Here is a 7241-nt window from a genome sequence, read left to right on the forward strand (position 1 = left end):
TCTACTGCCCTGCGCGCTGCGACTGAACGCGTAGTCGCTCGTAGAACGCAATCGCTGCGGAAGTAGCCACATTCAGGCTGTCAGTTCCCGGTGACATGGGAATGCGGGCACGCACATCGGTGGCTGCCATCGCGTGCTCGGTAAGTCCCTGCCCCTCAGCACCAACGAGAATCGCGACCTTGTCCGTGTCCATGGCATCCCACAGGTCCACCGTGCCCGCAGGGGTCATCGACACCACGCGGAAGCCCTGCTCTTTGAGCTGGTCCAGGCTTCGCTGCCAGGTGGTCGTAGTACCGGGCAGAGTCGCAAATGGGACTGTCAGCACATGCCCCATGGAAACACGCACGCTGCGGCGATACAGCGGATCGGCGCAGGCCGCGCCGAAGACAACCCCATCCACGCCCATGCCCGCCGCGTTACGGAACAGAGCCCCGATGTTCTCGTGGTCCCCAACACCCTCCATCACAGCCAAGGTGGTTGCTCCACTCAGAACTTGGTCCACCGAAAGCTCCGGCGCGCGGTCAGCGGTGGCCAGCAGGCCACGGTGAAGATCAAATCCGACCGCTGCGGCCAGAACCTCGCGGTCGAGTTCAAACCAGGGCACAGTTTCCGCAATATCGGCCTCGCTCGCGGTCAGTCCGTCGGCAAGCAATGCGAGCTTCTGGCGAGTACCAAAGACTGCGCGGAGCGGAAAGCGTGAGCGCACTAACCGCGGCACAATGAGCGTGCCTTCGGCGATGACCAGGCCCTTCCCACCGGGCAGATCGGGGCGGGAATCGGACTTGTTGAGGTTGCGGATGTCATCGAGACGGCTGTCGGCGGGATCGTCGACGACAATGGGCGCAAAGCGTTCGAGGGATGTGGTGGTACTCATGGAAACTCTTTAACCGCCCAGCAGAGCGGTGAACGGATCGGCAGCGAAATAGATGACGAACAGGCCGGAGACAATCCACATCAGCGGGTGCACGGACTTGGCACGACCCGAGAAGATAGCCATCGCAGCAAAGGTGATGAAACCGATGCCGATACCATTTGCAATCGAGTAGGTAAACGGCATGGTGACAATAGTCAAAAATGCCGGCAGTGCGATGTCAAAACGGGTGAAATCAATCTCGGTGATCTGCCCAATCATCATGGCACCGACGATGACCAGCACAGGCGCGGCAGCCTCGATGGGCACGATTTCATAGAGCGGGGTGAAGAACATCGCCGCCAGAAAGAGGATGCCGGTGACAATGTTGGCAAGGCCAGTGCGTGCACCATCGGCGATGCCCGCTGCGGAGTCCACAAAGACAGTGTTCGACGAGGAGCTGACTGCACCGCCGACGATGGCACCGGTGCCTTCGACAACCAGTGCGCGCTTCATGTCCGGCAACACATCGTCTTCATCGACAAGTGCGGCCTGCTTACCCAGACCAGTCATCGTGCCCATGGCATCGAAGAAGTTAGCCAGGACCAAAGTGAACAGCAGCATGGTGGCGCTGAGGGCACCGACGCGGGCAAAGGAGCCGAAAAGATCCACAGCGCCAACGAGGGACAAGTCCGGCATACCACCTACACGGTCCGGCAGAGTCGGCACCGCGAGATTCCAACCGGTCGGCACTGGCTTGCCATCAGCGAAGGAGGGGCCCGCATCCGTCAAGGCCTCGACTGCGAGCGCAATGATGGTATTCAGCACGATGCCGATAAACAGGCCGCCTGGAATATTGCGGACAACCATGATGCCGCAGATAATCAGCCCGAGGACGAACACGGCGGTCGGCCACGAGGCAATCTGGCCATTGATGCCGAGCTGCACCGGAACAGTCGTGCCCGCGGCATCGGGAATACGGCGAACCAGGCCACCGTCGACCAGACCAATCATGGCGATGAATAGGCCGATGCCCACACTCATCGCGGCCTTCATATCGGACGGAATCGCGTGGAAGACAGCTGTTCGGAATCCGGTCAGCGCCAGCAGCACGATAATCACGCCGTCCAGCACGACCAGGCCCATCGCTTCTTCCCAGGCCAGCCCCTCGTTAGCAACGAATGTCACGGCAACCAGGGTGTTGATGCCCAGGCCCGTCGCAATACCGAAGGGGTACTTGGCAAAGAGACCAAAAGTAATGGTCATGACGCCCGCGGCGAGCGCGGTGACAGCGGCGACCTGCGGTATCCCCAGGCTATTGCCGTTGACATCCTCGATATTGCCGAGGATCAGCGGGTTGAGCAGAATGATGTAGGCCATCGCGAAGAAGGTCACTACGCCACCGCGAATCTCGGTTACGGTCGTCGAACCGCGCTCCGTGATATGAAAATAGCGGTCCACTGCTGAAAGATGGCTCCCCGACCGTGCAGGCTTGGAGTCCTTCGCCTCATCTGAGGATATTGCAGAGGTGGACGTACCTTTGTCCATTTTTTATGCCTCTCTAGAGTCTCTTTTTATCCGTGCCACGTGTTTGTCCGTGTCAGAGCGGAATTTTTGTGCCGAAAGCCGCCACAGTGCAGTCTCTGGGACCACAGCGGTGTTGAAACTGCACCGTCTTCGTCATCGCGTTTGCCTAGGCGGGAAGCTACAGGTGCGAATCCTGGTAGGGTTCCGCCACGGGAGCGCCCTGCCCCGTTACTTCCGGGATAGCTGAGTGAGCACCACAGCCGTGGTCAAAGCTTACGGCCGTGGCATCGAATGTCCATTCGTTGACACACACGCCCCAGTCCTTACCGAGCGGCCCGGTCAACGGGACCATAAAGGCACAGGTTCGGCAACGGTGCAATGCTTCCCGAGCAAAGTCACTCTCAGAGCCGGTATCGCCCTCTTCCCAGCGCTGCTCGGTATCTTCCACACCACGCGCCGACAACGTGCGGGTCTGCAAATCATCGCCGTCGAGTCGCTCATCTCCTACCGCAGCCGGCAACAGATCACGCGGACCGAGGTCACCGGGGCGCAACCGCTCTTCGTAGGGCACCCATTCAGGCGCCTGCAGCGCGGTTTCGCCGGGGACAAGAGCCACTTCACTGACCGTCGCCTGTTGAGTGCCCGGCGCGCACGCAACTACCACATGCCACTCCCAGCCCCTGTATCCGGGCAGGTCAGCTGCAAAACGATGCACCGCAACGCCCTCGCCTACGACACTTACACCAGTGTGCGCGCCGGCAGGCCCCTCCCCCAGCTCTTCAATCGCGGTACGGGCAGTGTCGACCGCCTGGTGATTCATCACCTTCCCCCGTCGGCGGCTGTTTCGGGAACGTCGTCGATTTTCAGTCACGTTTCCTATCCTAGAGTGAAGCTATGGACAGATTCCCGTCGGGCGACGCAAAACCCGCCCGCCCCTTCCACTCATCACGCTTTACGACGGCCCGAGCTGCCATCCTCTCCGTGGCAACTGCCGTCCTATTGGCCGGTTGTGCGACTGAAACAGGTTCAGGTAGCAATTCCTCAGGCGAGGCCCCAGCTAGTGGAGCTAGTGCGGGTTCGAACTCCGGCACCGCCGGAAGGTCGACTTCAGCTTCGGTTAACCCCTCCGAGCTGGTCGGTGCCGATAAGGTGCCGGGGCTCGGTGACGTTCCGACACTGAAACTGACGATCGAGCAGTCCTATCCCATCTCCGCTCCACCACTTCCCGCTTCGAAGAATGTCACTGCACCTTTTGTCCAGGGCCTTGAGTTCGAACCGGATGGCTCTTTGTTGATGGGCACCGGCCTCTACGGTGAGTCCCAGATTTACCGATTACCACAGTGGCTCGACAATCCCGCAGTCGAGCCGACCAACGTGGAAGATTTACAGCCTGAACTCTTCGGCGAGGGACTTACCCGTCATGGAGATACCGTGTGGCAGCTGACGTGGAAGGAGGGACGCGCCATAGAACGCGATGCGGCTACTCTCAAGCAGCGTCGCGAGGTTCCCTTTGACGCCGAGGGCTGGGGCGCGTGCTCCTTCGATGACACCATCGTGACCTCCGATGGCAGTGGCACCCTCACTTTCCGCTCCCCTGATGACCTCTCATCCCTGCGTCAACTGCCCGTCACTGCGGCAGGCACGGAGACAACGTGGCTCAACGAACTCGAGTGCGTCACTGTCGACACCGACGTAAATCCGGAAGCAGCTCCGGACGAAGCACCGGCGGACACGAGCGATTCAAACAGCCAGAGCAACACAGACGGACCAACCTCCCCGCAATCGCACCGCGAGATTTGGGCCAACGTCTGGCAGAGTCCATTCATCTACCGCATCACCCCAGAAGACGGAAAGGTCACAGGCATCGTCGATGCCACCGAGCTCTTCCGCGACCTGCACGCGCAACTCTCCCCGGCAGCGCGAAACAGTATTGATGTGCTCAACGGCATTGCGCTGATGCCGGATTCTTCGTCTACCTCGCCCAATGGAACCCGTCAGTTCCTGCTTACAGGGAAGAAATGGCCCACAGCCTACCGTGTTACCGTGAGTGAATAGCAGTATCTGGCCCGAGAACGGCTAGTGTGACTGAACGTAGCTTCAATTCCGTTACGAATGTCGGGAAGTGAGAGTTGATGGGATCGAGTAGGCGCCGCTGGCAACAGAATAGTAAGGCGTTCGTGGTTGTCGGCGCTATTGTCGTGGTGGGTCTTGTCGTCACCGGCATCGTCCTTGCTGTCAATAAGTGGACCAACCAGGCAATCGACGACCCACACGCGCTGTCCATCGAGGTCATTCAGGACGGCGAAACCACAGAAGTTCTTCCCTACCGCGTCTGCGACCTCTTTGAGAAGAATGCCTGCACCACGACTGAGACCAACGCTGCAAAGATCTCCCTGGGCGAGCAGGAGACGGCTGAGGTTAACGTCGGCTCCACTGTTGGCTCTAACTCTTGGACTCTGCAGCGCTTCTTCTCCGACGATGCGGTCAACTCCACCTCTCGCAAGGATCCGGGCGAAGCCACGACCGAGACCATCGCCGGCTCCGCAGCTGTTGCCGGCAAACGCACCCCACTCGGGGTCGTGGAGGTTTCCACCGCGCTCATCGGAAAGAACTCCGAGGGTGAAGAGACCACCTACGGTATTACTTGGTCGATCGTCAACGAACAGTCGTAAAGCACAGCAAAACGCCCGCTCACTGAGGTTATCCACCTTCGTGAGCGGGCGTTTTTCACATCTTCTACCGACTTACGAGTCCAGCTCGCGCGCGACCGCACGCAGGACTTCAGCCATCTGGTGGCCGTCCTTACGCTCCGGGTAACGCCCGGCGCGCAGGTCACGCTGCACCGTCGACTCCAGCATGGAAATCATGTCCGAAATCATGCCGTTGAGATCGCTGGGGCTGTGCTTCTTTGCTTGACGACGGGCTCCTGCGCCCCCACCTGCCCCGCCACGGCGGTGACGGGCACCGCGCGGTCCCTCGTCGAGCACCTTGATCCGGAGAGCCTGCGGGCCTGGGCGGCCGTCAGCGTAGTCGTACTCCAGGCGCTGACCAGTTACGAGTTCTTCCACGCCTTTCGGCAGCACGTTCCTGCCGATGTAGACATCTTCACCGTCCGGATTCGAAACGAAGCCAAAACCGCGATCCTTGTCGTACCACCTGACCTTACCGATGGGCACTTTCCACCTAACCTTCCCGTGCCCTGTGACTGGGGGCACTCAACCTCGTTCCCCTTGTGCAGCGGTGACTGCCCTTCGGGGTCTTCGGATCGGAGATGCAATTCTTCCGCATTTGCCACCGTCCTCGCACGCACAAATGGCCAGAGTTAGAGGCTCGCTCGGGGCGAGCTTGGCCAGACAGGACCGCGAGGATATGCCAGGCCGGGTGCTGTCTTAATGGTGTTCCTTTAATTAAGGTGCGACCAAAACAGGACGCACTCCAACCGGGAACACATTATTTATTACTGCTTACTAGTGCGAAGTGGCGGCAGCGGTAGCGGCGTGCATGTGCACGTCACCTCCGATTACCTAAAGAACTCAATTATACCCATAGATGGGGACATAAAGGGAAGACGGATCTGTGTGAAGCGAGCACTCTCGCGGATTGACGCACCGAGACGGCAACTAACTGCCAGCGTTGGTTCTTTATGACTATCTCTTATGGCCTCTTTTCAAGTACCGGAGACGCGCCAAAACAGGAAAAATAACAAGACGATAACGTGAGCTTTATCACATTTTGAAGTTTTAACTTACACATCACCAATAACAGTCACGTCTCTTACCTGCAGTTTCACCTACTTTTATGCATATTTCCCACCTGCGCTCAAAATTAAGAATCCGGCGATTCGCGTGACTATTTCGTTACCAACCGCTACGGTGTGCAATCGACGCGTTTAACGGACGAAGTCGCATAGATCGCCTTCATCTCACTCCAGTGCGATGACATCGGCCCGTTACCAACAACGTGAAGAACTTTCCATAAGAGTGAGATGGGGTTGCATTAGCCCCACTGGCGCCACAAAGAAAATCGACGAAAAGGAAATTTTCATATGGCTCGCCACGCAGCTAAGACCAACACCTTCGCTTCCACTTCGGCAAAGGTTGCACTGACCGGCGCAATCCTCGGTGCCGGTGCCGCTATCTTCGCACCGACCGCTTCTGCAGCTCCGGACTCCGACTGGGACCGCCTGGCACAGTGTGAGTCCGGTGGCAACTGGCACATCAACACCGGAAACGGCTACTACGGTGGCCTGCAGTTCTCCGCAAGCACCTGGAACGCTTTCGGTGGTAACGAGTTCGCTTCGACCGCTGATCAGGCTTCCCGCGAGCAGCAGATTTACGTTGCTGAGAAGGTTCTGGCTCAGCAGGGTTGGGGCGCATGGCCAGCTTGCTCCGCAAGCCTGGGTCTCTCTTCCGGCCCGACCGATCGTCCGCACCCGAGCCAGGGCGTCGCTCCTGTTCGCGCACAGGCCGCTCCGGCAGCTGCTGCTTCCGACTCCAAGACCGACCTGATCCAGCAGTTCGCTGACCGCCTCTCCAACGTCGACAGCCTGTCCGACGCCCAGGCACTCATCGCTGAGTTCCGTGCACTGACCGGCCAGATTGAGCTTCCGCAGGAACTGGTCGCAGCCATTCCGTTCGACCTGTCGAAGCTGCAGGGGCTGATTTAAGGCTTTCGAGCTAGCCAGCTCATCACAGTAGCCCCGAGGGTGATTCACCTTCGGGGCTACTATTTGTCTTCAACAGGTTGGCGATACCGGCCCAATGTAAGTTACTGCCTGCGCGAGTTACTGCCTGCGTTTATGGCTGGCGACTGCGTGCCAACGCGAGTTAGTGACTGCGTTTATGACAAAAATGGCCCGGTAGGT

At 59.0% G+C, this 7241-nt stretch carries 7 protein-coding genes; 3 read left to right on the forward strand and 4 right to left on the reverse strand.

Features of this window, described 5'->3' with window-relative positions:
- Position 1: 1 nt before the first annotated feature.
- The 3 genes from HMPREF2847_RS07360 to HMPREF2847_RS07370 form a co-directional block, all read right to left on the reverse strand.
- Positions 2-874 (reverse strand): TrmH family RNA methyltransferase, encoded by an 873-nt coding sequence (locus tag HMPREF2847_RS07360; protein WP_070851992.1) that lies wholly within the window; start codon positions 872-874, stop codon positions 2-4.
- Between the two features lie 9 nt (positions 875-883).
- Complete coding sequence (locus HMPREF2847_RS07365) at positions 884-2398, reverse strand: NCS2 family permease (protein WP_070851993.1); 1515 nt, start codon at positions 2396-2398, stop codon at positions 884-886.
- Between the two features lie 157 nt (positions 2399-2555).
- A complete protein-coding gene (locus HMPREF2847_RS07370; RefSeq protein WP_224792227.1) occupies positions 2556-3248 on the reverse strand; it encodes a DUF3027 domain-containing protein in 693 nt (230 codons plus the stop codon).
- 23 nt (positions 3249-3271) lie between these two features.
- Here HMPREF2847_RS07370 and HMPREF2847_RS07375 point away from each other — a divergent pair, with 23 nt between their 5' ends.
- Positions 3272-4432 (forward strand): glutaminyl-peptide cyclotransferase, encoded by a 1161-nt coding sequence (locus HMPREF2847_RS07375; RefSeq protein ID WP_070851994.1) that lies wholly within the window; start codon positions 3272-3274, stop codon positions 4430-4432.
- Positions 4433-4554: 122 nt separating this feature from the next.
- Complete coding sequence (locus tag HMPREF2847_RS07380; RefSeq protein WP_070851995.1) at positions 4555-5049, forward strand: DUF2771 family protein; 495 nt, start codon at positions 4555-4557, stop codon at positions 5047-5049.
- Between the two features lie 72 nt (positions 5050-5121).
- Here HMPREF2847_RS07380 and HMPREF2847_RS07385 read toward each other — a convergent pair whose 3' ends face one another.
- Positions 5122-5553, reverse strand: coding sequence for a cold-shock protein (locus HMPREF2847_RS07385; protein WP_070545904.1), 432 nt, complete (start codon positions 5551-5553; stop codon positions 5122-5124).
- A gap of 869 nt (positions 5554-6422) precedes the next feature.
- Here HMPREF2847_RS07385 and HMPREF2847_RS07390 point away from each other — a divergent pair.
- A complete protein-coding gene (locus tag HMPREF2847_RS07390) occupies positions 6423-7043 on the forward strand; it encodes a transglycosylase family protein (RefSeq protein ID WP_038626426.1) in 621 nt (206 codons plus the stop codon).
- Positions 7044-7241: the final 198 nt, after the last annotated feature.

It is taken from the genome of Corynebacterium sp. HMSC074C03 (assembly GCF_001838285.1).
Classification (GTDB): domain Bacteria; phylum Actinomycetota; class Actinomycetes; order Mycobacteriales; family Mycobacteriaceae; genus Corynebacterium; species Corynebacterium amycolatum.